The sequence below is a fragment of the Cupriavidus sp. FW305-46 genome, assembly GCF_058787075.1.
The window spans coordinates 46,354-66,765 of the sequence record NZ_JBYSZI010000036.1 but is presented as its reverse complement, the minus strand read 5'-3'; the positions used below and the strand labels follow the sequence as shown (position 1 = coordinate 66,765).

Here is a 20,412-nt window from a genome sequence, read left to right as displayed (position 1 = left end):
TGGTTTACGCACGATAACTTTCCGAACCGGAATGTCTGGAGGGCGCCGCACGACGGCATCCAGGAATTCCCGGATGAATGATTACCGGCAAGCAAAGGGGCTTAACATTCCATTCCGGAAACCCCGCAGTCCCTCACAGCCATGCGAGACCTCGACCTCACCACCCTGCGCCTGTTCGTCGCGGTCTGCGAAACCCGCAACATGGCGCGCGCGGGCGAGCAGGAGCACATCGTGGCATCGGCCATCAGCAAGCGGCTGGCGCAACTGGAAGAGACGGTTGGCGCAACCCTGCTGGAACGCCGCCGCCGCGGCGTGATCCCCACGCCCGCCGGCGAGATGGTGCTGGCGCATGCGCGCGCCATGCTGGCGGCGGCGGACCGCGTCGCGCGCGACATGGCCGACTATGGCGCCGGCATCCGCGGGCAGGTGCGGCTGCTGGCCACGGTGTCGTCGATGGCGGAATCGCTGCCGGACGATATTGCCGCCTTCCTGCAGCAGCCGGCCAACCGCGACGTGCGCGTGACCATCGAGGAAAGCCTGAGCAGCGACGTGGTGCGCGCGCTGCGCGAGGGCTCGGCGCCGCTGGGCATCTGCTGGGACGCGGCCGACCTGGAGGGCTTCCAGACCCGGCCCTACCGCACCGACCACCTGGCGGCGGTGGTCCACGCCTCGCATCCGCTGGCGCAGGCCGAGGACTGCCGCTTCGAGGACACGCTGGACTACGACCATATCGGCATGCCCGCCCAGACCGCGGTGCAGACCATGCTGACGCGCTACGCGGCCATCCTCGGGCGCGGCATTGCCTACCGCGCGGTGGTCTCGACCTTCGACGCCGCGCTGCGCTGTGTGCGGGCCAACCTCGGCATCACCATCATCCCGGCCGAGATCGCCGCGCCGATCGCGCCCACCTTCGGCCTGCGCGTGATCCCGCTGCGCAACGACTGGGCGCGGCGGCGCTTTGCGATCTGCTTCCGCGACCTGGAACTGCTGTCGCCGGCGGCGCGGCTGCTGGTGGCCTTCCTTGAACAGACCGCGGCGGCGGAAGCGGCGGCCGCCCCCGCGGACATCGCGCCAGCGCGCAAGCCACGCCGCAATCGGCAATGACGCCGGCGCGGCGCGCAACTTCCTGTGCCGTTCAAGGGTTAGCCCGAGGCAATTTCGCCAGCAAATGTTGGGGAGCGGTGCGTAGACTGGCTTGCGTTTTTCGCCCCGGCCCACGATGGTAAAAGCCGGCCCCGGGCGATGCTGACCCCGACCATGCGCGCCACCACGGCGCAGGAGCACCAAGATGAACTTCAACGGCAAGAACGTATTGATCACCGGCGCACGCGGCAACCTGGGCCGCGCCGTGGCACAGGCCTTCGCGCAGGCAGGCGCGCGCGTGGTGCTGCTGGACCGGCATGCAGCGCCGCTGCCCGAAGCGGGCACCGGCCACCTCACGCTGCAGGCGGACCTGCTGGATGCCGCCAAGCTGAGCGAGGCCGTCGCGCAAGCGGTTCAGGCATGCGGCCGCATCGACGTGGTGTGCAACCTGGCCGGCGGCTTCGCCATGGGCCCAAGCGTGCATGAAACCAGCGCCGAGGCCTGGAACCACGTGTTCGACATGAACGTGGGCACGGTGCTGAACATGGCGCGCGCGGTGGTGCCGCACATGCTGGCCGCCGGCGGCGGCGCCATCGTCAACGTGGGTGCCAACTCGGCGGCGCGCGGGCTGGCGCAGATGAGCGCCTATTGCGCCTCGAAGGACGCGCTGGCGCGCGTGACCGAATCGATGTCGGCAGAGCTGCGCGACCAGGGCATCCGCGTCAACGCGGTGCTGCCCAGCGTGCTGGATACGCCCGAGAACCGCCAGGCCATGCCGGATGCCGATGCCGCGCGCTGGGTCAGCCTGGATGCGCTGGCCGACGTGATCCTGTTCCTGGCCTCGGATGCGGCGCGCGCGGTGCAGGGCGCGCTGCTGCCGGTGGTCAACCGCGCCTGACGCGGGGCTTGCGCGCGGCGGGTTCGGCCGCGCTGATGGCGCTGGCCGCCTCCTGGATCTGCTGGCGCAGCCAGCGCCGCAGCCGGTCGGCATCGGTGCGCGCGTGCCAGATCTGCATCATGTCGACGTGGGGCAGTGCGAACGGCACCGGCAGCAGCACCAGATCAGGGTCGCGCGCCACGGCCTCTTCCGCGACCGAGCGCAGGCAGGTCAGCAGCAGTTCCGTGCCGCGCACCAGCCGGCTCGGCGCAAGGAAGCTCGACAACCCCGCCACTACGCTGCGCTTGTGCCCCTTCCGGGCCAGCGCGCGGTCGACCACGCCGTTGAGGTCGCCGGTCAGCGTGGTCAGCAGGTGTTCGCACGCCAGGAAGGCGTCGAGATCCAGGCCGTCGGCAATGCGCGGATTGGCGCGCGAGGCCAGCACCACGAAGTCTTCGCTGCACAGCCGCTGCTGGTGGAAGGTATCGGGCAGGTTCTCATAGAAACCCGCGATCGCCAGGTCGCAGGTGCCCTTCTCAAGTTCCTCGCGCGGCAGCTCGCCGCGCGTGTTGTGCGTGACCAGCACCACGCCCGGCGCCTGGCTGCGCAGCCGCGGCAGCAGGGCTGGCAGCAGCAGCTGCTCCATGTAGTCGGTGGTGTAGATGTGCAGGTGCTCGCTGCGCGCCAGGTAGTCGTGGCCGGCACAGGCGTCATAGAACGCGTCGAGATCCCCGACCAGCCGCTGCACCTGCGGCGCCAGCGCGTGCGCACGCGGCGTCGGCGTCAGGCCGCGCGGCGCACGCACGAACAGCGGATCGCCGAGCTCGTCGCGCAGGCGGTTGAGCTTGTGGCTCAGCGCGGGCTGGCTCAGCGCCATGCGCGCGGCCGCGCGCGAGGCATTGCCCTCCTGGTACAGCACGTGGAACACGTACAGCAGGTTCAGGTCCTTGCTGCCGATATTCATTTTTTGGATAACAGAGATCGAATAATAGAAGTTTTCGAATCATAGTCCGCTGCCTAGGATGTTGCCAGTGCCGCGGCATTTCAGCCCGGCTGCCTGTGAACCGACACGGAGCGGAACAATGAAAATCCTGATGGTGCTGACGTCGCACGACCAGCTGGGCAATACCGGCAAGAAGACCGGCTTCTGGCTGGAGGAATTCGCAGCGCCCTACTACGTCTTCAAGGACGCCGGCGCCGACATCACGCTGGCCTCGCCCAAGGGCGGCCAACCGCCGATCGACCCGAAAAGCGACGATCCCGGCGCCCAGACCGACGCCACCCGGCGCTTCCAGGGTGACCCGGCCGCCAGGGCCGCACTGGCCAGCACGCTGACGCTGGACCAGGTGAAGGCGGAAGACTTCGACGCCATCTTCTACCCGGGCGGCCACGGCCCGCTGTGGGACCTGGCCGAAGACAAGCGCTCGGCCGCGCTGATCGAGCAGTTCGACCGCGCCGGCAAGCCGGTGGGAGCGGTATGCCACGCACCGGCGGTGTTCCGCCATACCAGGGGCGCGGACGGGGAACCGCTGGTCAAGGGCAAGGAAGTGACCGGCTTCACCAACAGCGAGGAAGAAGCCGTGCAGCTGACCAGGGTGGTCCCGTTCCTGGTGGAGGACATGCTCAAGGCCAACGGCGGGCGCTTCACGCGTGGCGAGGATTGGGCCAGCCATGTCGTGGTCGCGGGGCGACTGGTGACCGGGCAGAATCCGGCATCGTCTGATGCTGCGGCGCAGGCGCTGTTGAAGATGTTGAGGTGAGGAAAGGCGGCAAACGCGCCGCCGCCGGTTTGCTCCCCTCGCCCGCTTGCGGGAGAGGGGAGCGTACGCCAGGCTTGATGGCTACTTCAAACGCATGGGTTGCCCCACTTACTGCGGCACCAACTCCAACCGCTCCCGGCTGGCCTTCTCCACCGCCTTGCGCGTATACACCAGCGGGAAATACTCCCCCTTGGCCCACAGCGGCGCCAGGTCGCGGTAATGCGGGCTGGCGGGATTGCCCGACTGCCCCGGCGTGTTGATCACGCGCGAGGCATCCCAGTTGCCCACATCCAGCACCATGCGGAACGACGCGCCGGCGGTCAGCCGGAAGTCGGTATTGCGGTAGCTGGTGTTCATCGGCGTGAAAGCCGAGCCGCCGATCGGACCGGCGTTGACATTGAACTGCTGGCGTTCCGCATCGCTCAGGATCGGGTCCATCGGATGCGTGAACACGGCGGTGTGGAGCTTGCCCCATTGCCATGCGCGCGGGTCGGGGCCGAGCTTGCCTTCCGCTTCCGCCATGGCGGCCTTCAGCGATTCGAGCATCACCGCATTGCGGCGCTCCACCGGCATCCACGGACCGGGCTGCTCCAGCACCGCCACCACGCGCGCGGCATCGCCGGCACCGACCAGGCGTGCGGCTTCGGGCGTCAGCGCGGCGCGCACCACGGCCTGGCGCAGGTGTTTGCTGAACCAGACTTCGAACAATGCCGCTGCGGCGCTGTCGGCGCGCTCGTTGCCGTCCCAGCCGCGCAGCAGGTCCAGGCCGCGGGCCAGTTGCGGGTCGTCGCTGCGCACGTCCTTCAGCAGCGCCACCACGCGCTGGGCCGGCAGCGACACGGTGTCGTTCTGCCACGCCATCGAGTCCTGCACCGAGCTGCGCGCATTGGCGCCCACCACGGCCTTGAGCCGGCGCGCGCGCGAGCTGTCGCTCCATTCATAGCCCACGCCAAGTTTCGCGGCCGGGTGCTCGGGCGGGATGTTGTTCTCGTTGGCGGTGACTATGTAGCCTGGCGCGGGGTTATAGGCCCATGGCAGCTCGTCCATGTTGCGGTAGCCGGCCCACTCGTAGCGGCCATCGCCGGCCACCGGCGTGAGGCCGTCCCAGTTGGGCCGCTTGACGGTCAGCCCGCCCGGGATCCAGCCGATATTGCCGCTGGTGTCGGCATAGACCTGGTTCTCGCCAGGCGCGCCCCAGCGGTTCATGGCGGCGCGGAACTGGTCCCAGTTGCGCGCGCGCATATAGTCCATCGAGCCGAAGTACGGCGCCATGCCGTAGTCGAGCCACGCGGCGCGCAGCGCCCAGGCCTGCGCGCGGCCGGCATCGGCGACCAGCACCGGGCCGTGGCGCGTGAAGTCGATGGTGACCTTGCGCGGCGCGGACTCGCCCTTGACCACGATCTCTTCGGTGATGGTCTCCATCGGTTCCCAGCGGCCCTTGTACTTGTACTCATGCGGGTTGGCCGGATTGAGCTCGTAGCCGTACAGGTCTTCCTGGTCCATGTAGAAGCGCGTCAGGCCGAAAGCGATGGTGCCGTTGTGCCCGATCGAGATGCCGGGCAGGAACGGCTCGCCCGCGCCGATCACCGACATCCCCGGCGCGTTCAGGTGGCTGATATAGCGCAGGCTGGGCGCGCCGTGCGAGCGGTGCGGGTCGTTGGCCAGGATCGGGCGGCCGGTGGTGGTGCGCTTGCCGCCGATGACCCAGTTGTTCGACCCGAGGCTGCGGCCGGTATCGCTGTTGGGGTCCACCAGTGCGTAGAGCTGGTCGAGCGGGATGCTGGCGGCCTGCGCATTGCCCCACGCCTCTTTCGGGAAGCGCGCTGCGGCGGTGGCCAGTTCGTAGGCGCGGCGCAGTTCGGCGGCGGGAACCGTGCAGGGGTCGATGCCGGGGCTGAGCCTGGGCTCGATCTGCGGGTCGAGTTCGCGGCGCAGCCAGTCGGCACGCGGGGCGTCCTGCCTGGCCTGGCAATAGAGCTGGGCGCGTTCGACTTCGCCGGTGAAGTTGAGCGTCAGGCCGTGGTGGCGGATGCGCACGATATCGTCGGCGCGCCAGCGCGCAGGCTTGTAGTTGAGCTTGCGGAATTCCGGCGGCAGCAGCTCGGGCTTCTGCTCGGTCAGCGCCACATAGGCGTTCACTCCGGCCACGAAGGCCTCGGCCACGCGCTTGGCGTCGGAGCCATAGGCCAGCCATTCGCGGTACATGTCGCCGCGGAACAGCACCGCGCGCGCCATGCGGTCGCCATCGGCATAGGCCGGGCCGAAGTCCCTGGCCATCTCGCCGAGTCCGCGCTTGCGCCACAGGTCAATCTGCCACAGGCGGTCGCGCGCGGCCATGAAGCCCTGCACGAAGAAGGCGTCGTAGAGCGTGCCGGCATAGATATGCGGCACGCCCCAGCGGTCGACCAGCACGCTGGCGGGCTTTTCCAGGCCGGGCACGGCCAGCACGTTGTTGCGGGCGTGGGCTTCGGCCATGGCGGCCGGGATGGTGGCGGCGAGCAGGGCCAGCGCAGCGGCCAGGCGGCGGGGGGTGCGTAACATCAGGTCTCCTCGGTGTTGTGATTGGCTGCAGATGTCTTGCAGTTCACACCGAAGATAGTGCATCCCCGGCCAGCGCGCGAGCCGCGCGGCCGATCTCCGCACGGCGCGTGCCGCTGCGGGTTCGCTCAGTAGACGTCGCGCCGGTAGCGGCCGTCGTCGGCAAGCCGGCGCAGCGCGTCTGCGCCGAGGATCCCGGCCAGTGCGTCATGGATGCCGCCGGCCATGCCCTGCAGGCTGCCGCAGACATAGATGGCGGCGCCGTCCGCCACCCATTGGCGCACCGTATCGCCCTGCGCGCGCACGGCGTCCTGCACGTAGCGCGCCGCGCCGCCGTCGCGCGACCAGGCATGGTCCACGCGCTGCAGCGTGCCGTCGGCCTGCCATGCGGCCAGTTCCCCGGCAAAGAACGCGTCATGCTGCGCCGAGCGCTCGCCGAACAGCAGCCAGTTGCGGCGCTGCCCGGCCGCGGCGCGGGCCTTGAGCTGGGCGCGCAGCCCGGCCAGCCCGGTGCCGTTGCCGACCAGGATCAGGGGCCGGTCGTCAGTCGGCGGGTGGAAGCTGCGGTTGGTGCGGATGCGCAGCGCGATGCGGGTACCCACGGGCGCGTGCTCGGTCAGCCAGCCGGAGGCCAGGCCGAGGCGGCCGTCGTCGTAGCGGGTCTGCCGCACCAGCAGTTCGAGTTGCCCGTCCCGCGGCAGCGAGGCGATCGAATACTCGCGGTGCGGCAGCGGCGGCAGCGTGTCCACCAGTTGCTGCGGCGGCAGGCCCAGCATCGCCGCGAAGTGCGCCTCAGGCAGCGGCATGCGTGTGCCCAGCGCCTCGGCGAACGTGGCGTCGCGGCCGTCGCAGCGCACCGGTGTGGCGCCGTCGAGGCCAAGCCGCGCCAGCAGCCGTTCAACCTCGGCCGGCGCGTGGCACGGGCCGATCTCGGCGATGTCGCCGGCTTGCCAGTCCATTGCCGCATCGCCCTGCGGCGCCAGCGACAGGTGGAACACCGGCGCACCCTGGCTGCCGGGGTTCAAATGATGGCGTTGCGCGAGCCGCCAGCTGTCATAGCGCGGCCGTTCCCAGTCGGCAATTTCCGCGCCGCCGCTCAGGGCCGACAGGTGGTTCTGCCAGTGGCGCAGGGCGCCTGCGTCCCCGTTGTCGACTTCGACCAGATCAAAGAGCGGCTGCGCACGGTGGCGCTGCAGCCAGCCGTCGAGCTTGTGGCCGAAAGCGCAGAAGCGCGCGTAGCTGCTGTCGCCGAGCGCGAGGATGCCATAGCGCAAAGACTGCAGGCCATCAGCGCCGGCCAGCAAGCGGCGTGAAAAACCGGACGCGCTGTCGGGGGCGTCGCCCTCGCCGGTGGTGCTGACCAGGAACAGCGCCTGGCGGCATGCCTGCAGGCGCTGCGCATCGACATCGGCCAGCGACAGCAGTTGCACCGGCACGCCCGCGCCGTGCAGCGCGGTGGCGGTCTGCAGCGCCAGCTGTTCGGCAAACCCGGTCTGGGAGGCATAGGCAACCAGCGTCGCGCCCTCTTCCGTGCCAGCCAGTGCGGCCGCGCGCGCGCGCCGCTGGCGATAGTGGGCAACCACCGCGCTGCAGAAGCCCGCATAGGCCGCCACCACGCCGGCCGCCATGGCCATGCGCGACGGCCCCAGCACGGACAGCGCGATGCCGCCGGCAACGGCAAGCCAGCTTGCGCAGGCGATGGCGGACGGCATGGCCTTCGCCCTCATGCCAGCATCGCGGCAAAGGCCGGCGAAAGATGTTCATCGAAACCGCCCGGCGTGCGCACCAGGAAGCGCGCGGCAATGCCCTGGCGGCGCGCGTGCGCCATGCCGGCCTCTGGGCCCAGCACCGTCAGCGCGGTGGACAGCGCATCGGCCAGCATGCACTGCGCATGGATGACCGTGACCGAGGCCAGCGCGTGGCTGGCTGGATAGCCGGTGCGCGGATCGATGGTATGCGCGTAGCGGCGACCGTCACTGTCGAAATAGCGGCGATAGTCGCCGGAGGTAGCGATGGACAGGCCGTGCAGCGCCACCAGCGTCTGCCCCCCGGCATCGCAGTCCAGGCCGGGGGGTGATTCCAGCGCGACCCACCACGGCATGCCGTCGGGCTTGACGCCATGGCCGCGCAGTTCGCCGCCGATCTCGGTCAGGTGGTGGTCAAGACCCTGCTCACACAGGTAGCCTGCCACCGCGTCGACGGCAAAGCCCTTGGCGATGGCGCAGAAGTCCAGCGACACGCCCCCCGGCTGCCAAGCGCGCCGGCCCGTGGCATCGACTTCGATGCGGGCCCAGCCGCAGCGGCCGCGCGTGGCCTGCACCGCGTCTGGCGGCGGCGGCGCGGTGCGCGCCGGTGCTGGGCCGAAGCCCCACAGGTCGACCAGCGGACCGGCGCTCGGGTCATAGGCGCCACCGCTGTCGCGCGCCACCTGCAGCGCGCATTGCAGCACCATGAAGCAGTCTTCAGGCAGCGCGTGCCAGCTGCCGGGTGCCGCGCGGTTGAAACGGCTCAGGTCAGAATCCGCTTCCCAGTTGCTCATCTGCGCGATCACGCCATCGAGCACGGCCCGGATGCCGGCGGCGATGGCGTCCGCATCCGTCGCCGGCGGCAGCGGCGCCGCCACCGACCAGGTCGTGCCCATGGTCTGGCCGCCCCAGCGCTGCAGCCGCGTATCGGCTGCGGGTGGCTGCGGCGGCGCGGTCAGCGCGACAGGTACCAGGACGCGGTTCAAACCCGGCAACCGGCTTATTGCGGCAGCACTTCGACCGTCACCGCATAGACGGCACGGCGCGATTTGGCCTGTTTGAAGGTGGTCTTGTCGTCCTTCACCTCGGCTTCCATCCAGTACATGCCTGGGGCCGGCCACTTGACGCTGAACTTGCCGTCGGCGTCGGTGGTGGCGCTGAACTCCTGCAGCTGGTCGCGGTAGCGGATGCCGCCCGGCACCACCGAGACCTTCAGGTTGCTGGCGGGCTTGCCGTCGAGCAGCATGCGGAAGCTGGCGGTGTCGCCCGCGACCAGGTCGTTCGGGTGCGTGATCGGAGCCAGTTCCAGGCCGCGGCCGGCGGTGCGCAGGCCCTTGTCGCTGGGCTTGCCGGCGGTGACGAAGGATTCGATGCGGCCTTCGGCCTGGGTGACCTGCAGGTCCTGCGCATTGGCCGGGACTTCCTTGGCGAAGTTCTCGGCCGAACCGCGCCAGCGCTTGGCCTGGCCGTCGACCTTGTAGCTGGCGAACAGGCCGTTGTTGACCACCGCCACGCGGTAGGTGCCGGGTTGGGTCAGGTGCAGGTCGAAGGTGCTGCGGTACTTGCCGGTGGCCGCGTTCTCGGCCTTGACGGCGCTGCCGTCGGGCGCGGTCACCTGCAGGTTGTCGAGCCGCATCGGCACGTGCTCGAAATAGAACAGGTCGTTGGAGACAGCGGCGTCCACGGTCACCCACGGATCGCTGCCGGACAGCACGGTGGCCGACGGCAGCAGCCACTGGCGGTGCGCGTGCGCGGCCAGCGGCGCCAGGGCGGCCAGGGCGAGCACGGCCACGCGCGTGGCCATGCGGGTAGATGCGGCGGACATAAGGGAAGGTTTCATCGTCTGGCTCCGGAAGGATTACGGCTTCAGTTCGACGGTCACGCCGCCGAGTTCGTGTTCGCCCTTGGCGCGGGCGGTCTGTGCGGCTTGCGGCGGCCATGTGAACGGCACGCGCAGCAGTTCGCGCCCGCCCACTTCACGCGCGGCTTCCACCACCAGCTGGTAGTTGCCGGCGGGCAGCTTGCCCAGCGGCGCCTTGCCGTCGCTGAAGCTCACGCCGTGCTCGCCCGGCGCGCGCGTGGCACCGGAGATGCCGTCGGCCGGCATGTGCAGATCGCGGCCGGCCTTGCGCCACCACTGGCGCATGTCCTTGAGCCACTTGGTGCCTTCGCCGTCCTTGAGCTTGCCGTCGTACCAGACCGCCAGGGTCTGCACCGGGCTCTGGTCAGCGCGCTCGACCCACATCGCCACATAGGGGCGGTGGTACTCGGCCACGGTCAGGCGCGGGATTTCGACCTTGACGTTCAGGTCCGCGGCCAGCGCGGGGCCGGCCAGGGGAACCGCGGCCATGCCGGTCAGGGTGACGGTGAGCAGTCGGCGCATATCGGAGAAACCTCGTCAGTGAGATGCAGGAAGGAAAACGGTTGGAATGGTTGACTCAATGGATAAACAGGAGCGCCAGCAGCACCGGGACCACCAGCCCCAGCCCCACCAGCGGCCAGGTCCCCACGCGCCCGGCCGCATGCAGCTTGAGCAGGAACAGGCCGGTCACGCTGAAGACCAGGCACGCCAGCGCGAACACATCCAGGAACAGGCTCCACGCGGCGCCGGTGTTGCGGCCCTTGTGCAGGTCGTTCAGGTAGGAGATGGCGCCGCGCGTGGTTTTCTCGTACTGGGCTTCGCCGCTGTCGAGTTCCAGGCTGACCCAGGCGTCGCCACCCGGACGCGGCAGCGCCACGTAGATCTCGTCGGCGGACCATTCGGCCTCGCGCCCGCTGGCGTCGATGTCCAGCGCCTGCGCCAGCCAGTCGGCCAGCACCGGCGGCACCGGCGCCTTCTTTTCACGCGCCTGGGCATCGCCCGCCGGCGCTTCGGCTCGCACCTGGTCGAGCACACGCGTGGGCATGGTGGCGTGACGCGTCTCGACCGCGGGCCTGGCCTCGATTTGTGCGGCGTGGTTGAGCGTGAAGCCGGTGACGGCAAACAGCAGCATCCCGATCAGGCAGATCGCGGAACTGATCCAGTGCCACTGGTGGAGATGCTTGAGCCAGAAGGCACGGCGCTGCTGGCCGGAGGCCGGCTGGGTTTCGGTCATTGCGGTTGGTCGGCGGGCGCAGCCCAAGTGGTGGCCCGGTCTTGCCTTGTGTACGGATAGCTGTAGCGCCCCTTGTGCGCATCACACGGCGCTCAGGTGTGCCATTGTCTGCACAATGGCTGGCGGAAGAGAGAAGGATAATCGTTCGCATTTGAAATCGCAAACGGTCCGGGGTGGGCGCTGGATTACAGCGCGTTACAACGTGAAGCAGCGGGACGGATCACTTGTCCGCGGCGCTCCGATTCGCTGGAAGAGATGTGCAATGCACAAGCCCGACGGCACATGCAAGCCAATCAACCACATCACCCGAAGGGGTGAAATTCCCCGGTCAAGTTAGTTGCCTCCTGCGCCGTTAAGGCGATGACTCACACGCATGCGACCGGCGCCACCGATGCATGACGCCGCCGGCGTGTCGCCGACAAGAAACGCGCAGTGCGCGGAATATGGAGGAGTGGAAGCAATGCTGCACAACCTGAGCCTGAAGAAGAAGCTGTTATTGCCGCTGGTGCTGAGCTGGATCTGCCTGCTCGGCATCACGCTGTGGAACGCGTGGCAGATCCGCACGCTACGCATGGAAGAGCGGCGCCTGGACCTGGCCCACGTCACCGACACGGCATTCTCGGTGGTGGCCGAGTACGAGGCGCTGGCCAAGGCCGGCAAGCTGACGCAGGACGAGGCCAGGAAGCAGGCCATCGAGCGCGTGCGCGCGATGCGCTTCGGCAGCGATGGCTATTTCACGCTGATGCGCTCGGACACCGTGGTGCTGATGCATCCGTTCAAGCCGGAGATGAACGGCAAGGCCATGGAAGGCACCAGGGACCCCAACGGCGTCTACCTGTTCCGCGACATCGCCGAGATCGGCAAAGGGCCTGGCAAGGGCTTCGTCGAATACCTGTGGCCCAAGCCCGGCGCCGAAGCGCCGCAGCCCAAGCTGAGCTACGTGGCCAACTTCCGCCCGTGGGACTGGAACTTCATCGCGGGCCTGTACCTGGACGACATCGAGGCGGCGTTCCGCGCCGAGCTGATGAAGGCGTTCGGCATCCTGCTGGGGGTTGGCCTGCTGATGTCGCTGGTGATGGTGCGCGTGGCCGCCAGCCTGCAGCGCCAGCTGGGCGGCGAGCCCGCCACCACGGCGCACATCGCCGCGCGCATTGCCGAAGGCGACCTCGGCAGCCAGGTCGAGGTGCGCCCCGGCGACGAGCACAGCGTCCTCTATGCGATGCAGCGCATGCAGGCGCGCCTGACCGGCGCGATCGGCAGCATCCGCGGCTCGGCCGATTCGATCGCGGGCGCGGCCAAGCAGATCGCCGCGGGCAACGCCGACCTGTCGCGCCGCAGCGAAGAACAGGCCGCGTCGCTGCAGGAAACCGCCGCCAGCATGGAGCAGCTCACCAGCACCGTGCGCCAGAGCGCCGAGAACGCGCGCCAGGCCAGCCACCTGGCCGAAGGCGCATCGGACATCGCCGTGCGCGGCGGCACCATTGTCAGCCAGGTGGTGGACACCATGGGCGAGATCAAGAACGCCTCGGGCAAGGTGGTCGACATCATCGGCGTGATCGAGGGCATTGCCTTCCAGACCAACATCCTCGCGCTCAACGCGGCAGTGGAAGCGGCGCGGGCCGGCGACCAGGGCCGCGGCTTCGCGGTGGTGGCCGGCGAGGTGCGCACGCTGGCACAGCGCAGCGCCACCGCGGCCAAGGAGATCAAGGCGCTGATCGGCAACTCGGCGCAGCGCGTTGACGACGGCGCGGTGCTGGTGGAAAGCGCGGGCAAGGCCATGGACGAGATCGTCGGCGCGGTCAAGCGCGTGACCGACCTGATGGCCGAGATGCGCGCGGCCACCGAGGAGCAGACCGGCGGCATCGAGCAGGTCAACCAGGCGGTGTCGCAGATGGACCAGATGGCGCAGCAGAACGCCGCGCTGGTGGAAGAAGCCGCGGCCGCCGCCGCCTCGCTGGAAGACCAGGCCGACGCGCTGCATCACGCGGTCGGCCAGTTCCGGCTGGCGCAGGCTTGACGGCAGCGCCGCCGCTTGTCACTTGGGCGTCATACGCACCAGACTGCTGCGTGTATCATGAAGCGCAGCCGGCCGCCCCATGCGGTCGGCATGGACTCTGACCACTACCGGGAGAGCGCATCATGATGGCATTCATTGGCACCGTGTTCGTTGGCCTGATCGTCGGCCTGATCGCCAGGGCGGTCAAACCCGGCGACGACAAGATGGGCTGGATCATGACCATCGTCCTGGGCGTGCTGGGCTCGCTGGCTGCCGGCTACGTCGGCCGCGCCATGGGCTGGTACCAGCCGGGCCAGCCGGCCGGGTGGATCGCGTCGGTGCTTGGCGCGATCGTGCTGCTGGTGATCTACGGCATGGTCCGGCGCAAGGGCTGACTGGCGCGGCGCACGCCAACGGCATCGTTGGCGTCGGCCAGGTCCGGTACCTCGGGCGCGGCAGGCGCCTGCGGTACCGCGGCAGCATCGGGCTTGCCGCTGCGCGCCGGCGCCTGGAGACCCTGGGCCAGCGCGGCGCCAGGCACGGCATCGGCCGGCGCGGCCATGGTGGGCACGCGCGGCGTACGCAGCCCGGGCGCAGCATCGCGGCAGCGCAGCAGCGCGCGGTCGCCACCCGGCGCCATCGCCGACACCTGCGGCGCGATCGCCCGCAGGACCCGCACCGCCAGCGCGCTGGTAAAGCTGTAGCGCGCCGCATAGGGTTCTCTCACATTGACCACCACGGTGCCGAAGAAGCGCTCGCCCAGCGTGAACACAAAGGTGGCCGAGCGGTTCACCGAGCGCGACGAAATCAGCCGCCCACCCGGCCCGTAGACCTGGTAGCGCTGGTCGCCGGTGCCGGTCTTGCCCGCCACCGCCAGCGTGGCGCCATCACGCCCCGGCACCGTGAAGGCGCCGCGAATCGACTTGGCAGTGCCGCGCTCCACCACGTCCAGCATCGAGCGCCGTGCCAGCTCTGCCACCTCGGCCGGCAAGACCCGCTTGCCCGGGCCCGGCTGCAGCACGTAGCGCGTGGCGTACGGCGTGCCGTCGGCAAACGCCAGGCTGCGCACCGCCGTGTTCTGCGTGACCACGCCGCCCGCCAGCAGGATGCCGGCCAGCTCCGCCAGCGCGGCCGGCCGGTCGCCCGCGGCACCGATGGCGCTGCCGTACGACGGTGTCAGCGAATCGAACGGATAGCCCAGCCGCTGCCAGCGCCGCGCAATCCGCGTGAAGGCATCTTGCTCCAGCAGCGCGCGGATGCGGTTGTCCTGGCCGGCCTTGCTGCGCGTGCGGAACAGCCATTTGTAAACTTCCTGGCGCTCGGCGGTGCTGGCCTTCAGGATCTCTGCCAGGGTCGCGTCGGGGTGCTGGTCGAGGTACTCCACCATCCACAGTTCCAGCGGATGCACCCGTGACAGGTAGCCCCGGTCGTTCAGGTTGAACTTGTCCTTGCCGTACTTGCGGTACAGCGCACTCAGGTCTTCGCCGGCCAGCTGCTTGTCGCCCAGGCGGGCGCGCATGATGCGGATGTAGCTGTCCTCGTCCAGCTGCGGCCGCGCGCTCAGCAGTGTCACCGACATGCGCACCGCGTTCAGGTGCGGCGTAGTCATGCGCACGCGGCCCAGCAGCGTGGTCAGGCGCAGCTCAGAACTCTTGCCGCGGTAGCGCTGGTAAAAGTTCGTCATGTAGGCGCTGCCCTCCTGGTCGGCAAAGCGCTCCAGGTAGGCGCGCCGGCCGGGCGCGTCGCGGTCATCGAAGAGCTCGCCAATGTCCGGGCTGGCGTGGAAGGTCTCGTAGCGCACGATGTCGCGCATCATGCGGATGAAGACCAGGTTGACCGAGTGCTGGAATGCGGTCCGCACCGTCAGGTTGCGCATGCCCGATTCACGCTCGAAGTTGGTGAAGCTCTGCAGGCCGCCGCCGGTGTAGAAGGCTTCGCCGGCGCCGCCCGAGTACTTGCGCTCCATGGCGGCCTCGAGCATGGCCATCAGCTCGCGCTCGGCGGGCTTGCGCGCCTTCAGCAAGTATTCGACCGCCCAGTGGCTGAGCGCATCCTGGCGTGCCAGCGGCACCGCGGCCAGTTGGGCGCTGGTCATGCCGGCGTAGCGTGCGTGCAGCTCGCTGATGATCTCCAGGTAGGTCACCAGCGTGCGCAGCTTGGCGGTGGAACCCAGGTTCAGGCGCGCGCCGCTGTTGATATCAAAGGGCTGGTCGATATTGTCGGCCTGGATCCGCACCACGCTGGCATTGCCCACGCGCTCATACAGCGTGAAGCTCGTCATCAGCTTCGACGGATCGTCGTGGTCGCGCAGCAGGTTGTGGCCGTACAGGCCCATGGCGCGCGCATCGGCCTTGTTGTTCACGCGCTGCAGGGTCTCGGTGACGATGCGCTGCGCCTCGCGGTTGACGGTGCTGTCCACGCTCAGGTCGAGCCGGTCCATGTCGTAGCGGCTCTCCACCCCCGTCAGCCGGGTGATATCGGCGCGCACCCGGTTGACGGCCTTGCGCGTGACAAAGGGCTCCTGCGGCGGGCTCTGGGGTGGCGCGGCCTTGTCCAGCGGCTGCGCCAGCGCCGCGTCGCGCAGCTCGGCGGTGATGACATTGTTGGCCGCCAGCAGGCGCAGGTAGCTGCCGGTCAGCGCATCCAGGTTGGTGTCGTCGCGGCGCAGGTGGTAGGACGGGCGGCGCTGCGAGATGATCAGCGACAGCGCGCGCTTGAAGGCCTGCGCCTGGCGCGGATCGGGCGCGCGCTGGTCCAGTTCCTTGAGCAGCCGGTTGACCTCGCCGAAGTCCTCGCCATACCAGACCCAGAGCCCATCGCCGATGCCGTTGATCTCGCCGAAGCCGGCGCGCGCCGACAGCGGCACCGTGTTCAGGTAGTCGACCACGATGCGCTCGCGCGCGCGCTGGGTGTCGGGGCCGTCCAGGTAGGCACGCAGCGACGCCGACGCCATCTGGCGGAATTTCTCGGGGATCGATGCGGTGCGGCCTTCGGGCGAGTGCCGGTATTTCTCGATCTGCGTGGCCAGCGTGCTGCCGCCGGGCGCGTCATGCGACTTGTCGGCAAGCCGGATCACCTGGTCAAGCACCGCGCGCGACAGCCGGCGCCAGTCCAGCGCCGGGTTCATATTGGGGTATTCCGGGTTGAGCAGGCCCTGGTTCTCGACATAGAGCAAGGCGCTCACCAGCAGTGGCGGCACCGCGCCGAAGTCCTGGTACTGGCGCTGCGGATAACGCTCGAACGCCAGCGTCAGCCCGTTGCAGTCGCGCAGCAGCAGGCCCGCCTGGTTTTTCTCGCGGTAGGGCGTGAACAGGCCTTCGTCGATCAGCCGCACCATGTCGGGCGACATGCGCGCCTGTTCGGCAGGAACGTAGCCGCGCTGCTCCAGCCGCTGCGCGAACAGCGGCATCCGGCCGTAGCCCATGCGGGCGTCATAGGGCCCGGAATGCGGGAAACGGATGCTGTCGCTGGCGCCCGGCTGGATCTCGAATGTCAGTCGCTGCCCCAGGCTGCCGATCAGCCGCGCCTGCAAGTGCGAGTTGCGCACTTCGCTTGCGACAAAGCTGTACACGACATAGGCGCCCCCACCAAGGGCGACCGCCAAGCCAGCGAAGATCCAGCCACGACGCGACACGTTTGGGCTTCCCTGTTGGGCCGATGCAGCGCGCAGGCGCTGCCATGCACCGGCTCGAAGCGCTATGTTCTCGCGGCGCGCGCACGCCGCGCGCCGCCTGTCTTGATATTAGTAGGAGTAAAGGCAGCCTGCAGCAAGCGCGCGCGCGGGCATCGTGCCGTTGCATACAGGCATCACTCCAGGCAGCGCCTGCGCCACATTGCGCCCCTGTCCGAAAGGGTCATCAGGCTGCCTGCGCGCGTGCCACGGGCCGTCCCCCGAACGGGTAACCCGGGTCGTTGTAGCCATGCGTCGAGGCATGACCCGGCGACACCAGCGCATCGACCATCGATTCTTCCTCGGGTGTGATGACGGCACCGGGAGCGCCCAGATAGTCCTCGAATTGCGCCAGCGTGCGCGGACCGGCAATGACCGACGAGATGATCGGGTTGGCCAGCACCCACGCCGTGGCGAACTGGCCCGGCGTCAGCCCGCGCCCTTCGGCATGGACCTTGAGCTGCTGTGCGATCACCAGCGATTCTTCGCGGAACTCGGTTTCCATCATGCGGCGGTCGGCGCGGCCGGCGCGCGTGCCCTCGCCCGGTGCCTGCCCGGGTGCGTACTTGCCGGTCAGCACGCCGCGCGCCACCGGGCTGTAGGGCACCACGCCCAGCCCGTAGTGCTCGCATGCCGGCAGGATCTCCACCTCCGGCATCCGGTTCAGCAGGTTGTAGTAGGGCTGGCACGCCACCGGGCGCGGCACGCCCAGCTCGCCGCACAGCCGTGCGATCTCCGCGATGCGCCAGCCGCGGAAGTTCGACACCGCCCAGTAGCGGATCTTGCCGCTGCGCACCAGGTCGCCCATCGCCCGCACCGCCTCTTCCAGGTTCGCGCCGGGATAGTCGCGGTGCAGGTAGAGAAGGTCGATGTAGTCCGTCGCCAGCCGGTGCAGGCTGTCCTCCACCGCGCGCAGGATCCAGGTCCGCGAATAGTGCCCGTGATTGGGCGCCGCCTGCATCGCGTTGCCCAGCTTGGTGGCAAGCACCCAGTCGTGGCGGCTGGCGGTCAGCAGGCGCCCGACCATCTGCTCCGACGCGCCCTTGGTATACACGTCGGCGGTGTCGATGAAGTTCACGCCGTGATCGCGCGCGCTGGCGACGATGCGGGCGGCTTCGGCCTCATCGGTCTGGTCGGCGAACATCATGGTGCCCAGGCAGAGTGCCGAAACGCGCAGGTTGCTGGCGCCGAGGCGGCGGTAAGGCATGGTGGTGGCGGGCATGGTGGCTCCTTGGGATGGGGTGGGATGGCGTCGGGGTGGCCAGGCCGGACTGAACGGAATGGCCAATTGTGATCACAATCCCACATTCTGCCGCTTCCGGGTCCGGCATGCTGGCGCCGCCAGAGAACAACCGGGGAAATTCGCCGATACTCCCCGATTTATTGCCGGCCATCTGCAGAAAGAATCGGCGAACGTGATTGGGATATATGCGGACAGGGGAATTTTGAACACCCGCCAACCTGATTCCGTTCGCTGCAATGCCTGGGACCGGTACTGAGCAAGATACTGGGCAAGCTTAGCAAGGATTTTTTACCGAAATGACTAAGACATTTCAGATGCGCCAAGGCGAGTCGCCCATTTGCGGGCCAGGGAACGGAAAATAAGCATTTTCGCCACAACAGCAATATTTTTGACATTCCGCCGGCAGCGAACTGAGTAAAATGACGCCCGCCAAAATGCGACCCTTTCACCATTGATTTTTCCCGCCAGAATCATGAATCGCCATACCTGCCTTTCCGCCCCAGACCGCCAGCACGGCGCGTCGGCGGCGCTCGGGCGCCCGGTTTGCGCAAAAGGCGGGCGGGCATGAAGGCGGGCACCGCCGGGGACAACCGCAGCGCGGCGCTGGCCTTTGGCATTCGTGCCTGGTCGGCCTGGGCCGACGGCCTGCAGACGCAGGCTGACTGGCGCAAGTGGAGCGCCGCCCCGCACCTGCCAGCGCCACAGGCGCAGGCCCCGGCCCTGCCGGAAATGGCCGCGATGCTGCGCCGCCGCCTGCCCCTGCTGGGTCGCGTGGCGTTGGCGTCGGCCTATGCCTGCGCGCCAGGCGATATCGGGAATACCAGGGTCCCCGCGGTCTTTGCCTCGCGCCACGGAGATACCGGCCGGCTGGTAACGATGCTCACGGAACTGGCAGCCGGCGAGCCGCTGTCGCCGACCGCGTTCGGCTTGGCGGTGCACAACGCTATTGGCGCAGTGCGCTCGATAGACCTGGCCGATACGGGCAACCTGCAGGCGCTGTCCGCCGGACGGGACACCGTGGAGACGGCCGTGCTGGAAGCGTGCAGCTTGCTGGCCGACGGCGCGCCCGAAGTCATGCTGGTCAACTACGACGCGCCGGTGGCAACGCCCTATGCCGAGTTCGAGGACGAGCCCGGCTGCCTGTACAGCTGGTGCTGGCGCATCGGCGCCCCGCGCACGGGCGAACCCTGGTACACGCTTGCACTGGCAAACGAGCCCGCCGCTGCACCGACGCCACAGTTGCCCCACGGCCTCGAGGTGCTGCGCTTCGTGCTCGCCGGCGACGCCCAGCTGCGCCATCGGGGCGAGAACGCAACCTGGCAGTGGCAGCGCCATGGTTGAGCGCCTCGATCGCGCCTGGCGCGTCTGCGCCACCGGCCTGTGCTTTTCCGGCTTCGGGCTGGGCGGGCTGGTGCTGCGCGTGCTGGTGTTTCCGGTGCTGACGCTGGCGCTCTGGAGCGCGGTGCGGCGCCAGCGCGTTTGCAAGGATGTGATTCACTACGCGTTCCGGCTTTTCCTGTGGCTGATGTGTACCGTGGGCGTGATCCGCTATGAGGTGCGGAACGCGCAACGGCTGCGGCGCCAGGGGCTGCTGATCGTCGCCAACCATCCGTCGCTGATCGACGTGATCTTCCTGATCGCGCTGACGCGCCGCTCCGATTGCGTGGTCAAGGCCAGCCTGGCACGTAACCCGTTCACGCGCGGGCCGGTGCTGGCCACCGGCTATGTGCAGAACGATTCCGGTGCGGCCATGGTGCAGGGCTGCATCACTTCGCTGCGCGCGGGCAATAACCTGCTGATTTTTCCGGAGGGCACGCGCACGCCAGCCGATGGCAGCTTGCGGCTGCAGCGCGGCGCCGCCAACATCGCGGTGCGCGGCGGCATTGCGCTGACGCCGGTGATCATCCGCTGCGAGCCGCCCATGCTGCGCAAGGGCGACAAGTGGTACCGCGTGCCGGTACGCCGGCCGCGCTACGTCATCGAGGTGCGCGAAGACCTCGACCCCCGGCAACTGGCTGGACCCGGCATCGCTGGTACCAACGACGCCATGGCTGTACGCGCAGTCACGCTGGCATTGACCAACTATTTTTCCAGGGAGATACGCCGTGAAGGCGCTTGAACAAGAAATCAAAGAACTGATCGTCTCGTCGCTGTCGCTTGAGGAAATGGCGCCCGACGACATCGATACCGATGCGCCGTTGTTCGTCGAGGGCCTGGGCCTGGATTCGATCGATGCACTCGAGCTCGGCCTGGCACTGCAGAAGCGCTTCGGCGTCTCCATGAGCGGCGACAAGGAAGTGGTGCGCGGACGCTTTGCCAGCGTTGCGGCGCTGGCGGCCTTCGTGACCGCACATCGCGCCGAACAGGCCGCGGCCTGAGGCGCCCACCGAGTACCCTGACCCCTT

Annotated in this window: 17 protein-coding genes; 8 read left to right on the top strand and 9 right to left on the bottom strand. The window is 68.8% G+C overall.

Annotation, left to right across the window (positions count from 1 at the left end):
* The first annotated feature begins 141 nt into the window (after positions 1-141).
* Entirely contained in the window at positions 142-1,104 is a 963-nt protein-coding gene (locus AC3WON_RS18445) for a LysR family transcriptional regulator (protein ID WP_492352448.1), read from the top strand.
* A gap of 184 nt (positions 1,105-1,288) precedes the next feature.
* Positions 1,289-1,981 carry an SDR family NAD(P)-dependent oxidoreductase gene (locus AC3WON_RS18440; protein WP_010810772.1) on the top strand — a complete coding sequence of 231 codons (693 nt, stop codon included), beginning with the start codon at positions 1,289-1,291 and terminating at the stop codon, positions 1,979-1,981.
* Here the strand turns inward: AC3WON_RS18440 and AC3WON_RS18435 are convergent.
* Positions 1,968-2,924, bottom strand: a complete 957-nt coding sequence (locus AC3WON_RS18435; protein WP_492352447.1) for a LysR family transcriptional regulator — start codon at positions 2,922-2,924, stop codon at positions 1,968-1,970. The genes AC3WON_RS18440 and AC3WON_RS18435 overlap by 14 nt on opposite strands.
* A gap of 118 nt (positions 2,925-3,042) precedes the next feature.
* On the opposite strand from AC3WON_RS18435, the gene AC3WON_RS18430 reads away from it, so the two are divergent.
* Positions 3,043-3,720, top strand: coding sequence for a type 1 glutamine amidotransferase domain-containing protein (locus tag AC3WON_RS18430; RefSeq protein WP_492318220.1), 678 nt, complete (start codon positions 3,043-3,045; stop codon positions 3,718-3,720).
* A gap of 108 nt (positions 3,721-3,828) precedes the next feature.
* Here the strand turns inward: AC3WON_RS18430 and AC3WON_RS18425 are convergent, their stop codons facing one another.
* The 6 genes from AC3WON_RS18425 to AC3WON_RS18400 form a co-directional block, all read right to left on the bottom strand.
* Positions 3,829-6,261 (bottom strand): penicillin acylase family protein, encoded by a 2,433-nt coding sequence (locus tag AC3WON_RS18425; protein ID WP_492352446.1) that lies wholly within the window; start codon positions 6,259-6,261, stop codon positions 3,829-3,831.
* A 125-nt stretch (positions 6,262-6,386) separates the two neighbouring features.
* Entirely contained in the window at positions 6,387-7,970 is a 1,584-nt protein-coding gene (locus tag AC3WON_RS18420; RefSeq protein WP_492352445.1) for a sulfite reductase subunit alpha, read from the bottom strand.
* An 11-nt stretch (positions 7,971-7,981) separates the two neighbouring features.
* Positions 7,982-8,989, bottom strand: coding sequence for an FAD:protein FMN transferase (locus AC3WON_RS18415; RefSeq protein WP_492352444.1), 1,008 nt, complete (start codon positions 8,987-8,989; stop codon positions 7,982-7,984).
* Positions 8,990-9,003: 14 nt separating this feature from the next.
* A complete protein-coding gene (locus AC3WON_RS18410) occupies positions 9,004-9,843 on the bottom strand; it encodes a DUF4198 domain-containing protein (protein WP_058698784.1) in 840 nt (279 codons plus the stop codon).
* A gap of 18 nt (positions 9,844-9,861) precedes the next feature.
* A complete protein-coding gene (locus tag AC3WON_RS18405; RefSeq protein WP_439672214.1) occupies positions 9,862-10,386 on the bottom strand; it encodes a DUF2271 domain-containing protein in 525 nt (174 codons plus the stop codon).
* A gap of 55 nt (positions 10,387-10,441) precedes the next feature.
* A complete protein-coding gene (locus tag AC3WON_RS18400) occupies positions 10,442-11,098 on the bottom strand; it encodes a PepSY-associated TM helix domain-containing protein (RefSeq protein WP_492319443.1) in 657 nt (218 codons plus the stop codon).
* Positions 11,099-11,558: 460 nt separating this feature from the next.
* On the opposite strand from AC3WON_RS18400, the gene AC3WON_RS18395 reads away from it, so the two are divergent.
* The gene (locus AC3WON_RS18395) at positions 11,559-13,115 is read left to right on the top strand and encodes a methyl-accepting chemotaxis protein (protein WP_492340393.1); all 1,557 of its coding nucleotides are present in this window, start codon (positions 11,559-11,561) and stop codon (positions 13,113-13,115) included.
* Positions 13,116-13,237: 122 nt separating this feature from the next.
* Positions 13,238-13,489, top strand: coding sequence for a GlsB/YeaQ/YmgE family stress response membrane protein (locus AC3WON_RS18390; RefSeq protein WP_492319441.1), 252 nt, complete (start codon positions 13,238-13,240; stop codon positions 13,487-13,489).
* Here the strand turns inward: AC3WON_RS18390 and AC3WON_RS18385 are convergent.
* Together AC3WON_RS18385 and AC3WON_RS18380 are read right to left on the bottom strand one after the other, a co-directional pair.
* The gene (locus AC3WON_RS18385) at positions 13,462-16,728 is read right to left on the bottom strand and encodes a transglycosylase domain-containing protein (protein WP_492352443.1); all 3,267 of its coding nucleotides are present in this window, start codon (positions 16,726-16,728) and stop codon (positions 13,462-13,464) included. The genes AC3WON_RS18390 and AC3WON_RS18385 overlap by 28 nt on opposite strands.
* A 223-nt stretch (positions 16,729-16,951) precedes the next feature.
* Complete coding sequence (locus AC3WON_RS18380; RefSeq protein WP_492319439.1) at positions 16,952-17,986, bottom strand: aldo/keto reductase; 1,035 nt, start codon at positions 17,984-17,986, stop codon at positions 16,952-16,954.
* A 585-nt stretch (positions 17,987-18,571) separates the two neighbouring features.
* Between AC3WON_RS18380 and AC3WON_RS18375 the strand changes: the two genes are divergently transcribed.
* From AC3WON_RS18375 to AC3WON_RS18365, 3 genes are read left to right on the top strand one after another with little or no spacing between them, the layout of a single operon-like run.
* On the top strand, positions 18,572-19,348 hold the full coding sequence (locus tag AC3WON_RS18375) for a beta-ketoacyl synthase chain length factor (RefSeq protein WP_492352442.1): 777 nt from the start codon (positions 18,572-18,574) through the stop codon (positions 19,346-19,348).
* Positions 19,341-20,126, top strand: coding sequence for a lysophospholipid acyltransferase family protein (locus AC3WON_RS18370; protein WP_492352441.1), 786 nt, complete (start codon positions 19,341-19,343; stop codon positions 20,124-20,126). Before AC3WON_RS18375 ends, AC3WON_RS18370 begins: the two co-directional genes overlap by 8 nt.
* A complete protein-coding gene (locus AC3WON_RS18365; RefSeq protein WP_492352440.1) occupies positions 20,113-20,385 on the top strand; it encodes a phosphopantetheine-binding protein in 273 nt (90 codons plus the stop codon). Before AC3WON_RS18370 ends, AC3WON_RS18365 begins: the two co-directional genes overlap by 14 nt.
* Positions 20,386-20,412: the final 27 nt, after the last annotated feature.